Here is a 1,113-nt window from a genome sequence, read left to right as displayed (position 1 = left end):
GCAAACGGCCACACCCCATTCGATTATGTGATGCATTGCTTAAATGAATTAGCCCAGCCACAGTGCGATATCGACAGTTTACTGCCCTGGCATGTTAGCCTCTAGGTGTAGTTCGCCGTACGCTTACCATTGTTTTATATGTTGATGATAAAAAAGCTAAGCGCCTGTCGGATGAAGCGATTGTGATACGATGGCACAAGTTGTTTAAAGGCAATTGGGTAAGCCAAAAGTTTATTGAAGATGAGCCACTCAGTGAGTCGGAACAATTGATACTCAATGAGCATGTCACCAAGTACAGAGAAAGGCTCGCAGATATTAGCTGGTTTATGCGCGTACTTAACGAAGACATCGCCCGTTGAGCAAATAAAGAAGATAATTGTACAGGCCGGTTTTGGGAAGGACGATTCAAATCCCAAGCATTACTAGACGAGGCTGCTCTGGCTGCTTGTCTAGCATATGTAGACTTAAACCCCATTAGAGCCAAAATCGCCGCAACGCCTGAAACCTCAGACTACACCAGCATCAAAAAGCGCATCGACCACGCTAAGCTGGGCAAACAACCAAAAAGCCTACTACGCTTTGCTGGTAGCCCACGAAAACATATGCCTAAAGGCCTGCCCTTTGAACTCAAGTCCTATATTGAATTGGTTGAACTCACAGGCCAATGTATTCGAGTCGATAAACGCGGGTATATCTGTGAGTCTCAGCCTATTCTTACTCGACTCAATATAGAGCCTGAGAGCTGGATAAAACTCACTACGCAATTTTCACGAATATTTCACGGTGCAGTTGGCCGAGAGCGAACAATAACCGCTTACTGCGAAACACTGCAAAAAAGACGGCGGACAAACCTAACAAACTGCGAGCGTTTGTTGGCTTAGCAAAACTCATATTCTCAATTTTAGAATTTCTTACCGCTGTATTTGCAGTGCATTATCGTGCGCGATAACCCAGTTTTAGTGTAGAGATATGCTTGGGCGCTAAAAAATAGCCTAACGATGAACGTTTTTGTACCCAATGGTTGAAGTATTTTTATACTTCTCTTCCTCAGCTTTGATGTTAATAGTGATGGGTGTTAAGTATTCGCTGTCAATGCACGACACGTTTTTAAAC

1 protein-coding gene and 1 pseudogene are annotated in these 1,113 nt (G+C 43.8%); both read left to right on the top strand.

Annotated features, from left to right (window positions below; all coding sequences use genetic code 11):
- Positions 1-105: transposase domain-containing protein (locus tag L3V43_RS23870; RefSeq protein WP_346656534.1), on the top strand; the 105-nt coding region annotated here is incomplete at its 5' end.
- Positions 106-128: 23 nt separating this feature from the next.
- Positions 129-881 (top strand): annotated as a pseudogene (locus tag L3V43_RS23655) (transposase); the annotation flags it as partial.
- Between the last annotated feature and the right edge of the window lie 232 nt (positions 882-1,113).

The organism is Pseudoalteromonas sp. L23, assembly GCF_021728455.1.
Lineage (GTDB): Bacteria > Pseudomonadota > Gammaproteobacteria > Enterobacterales > Alteromonadaceae > Pseudoalteromonas.
The sequence above is the reverse complement of the archived record's forward strand: the minus strand, read 5'-3'. Positions and strand labels throughout refer to the sequence as shown.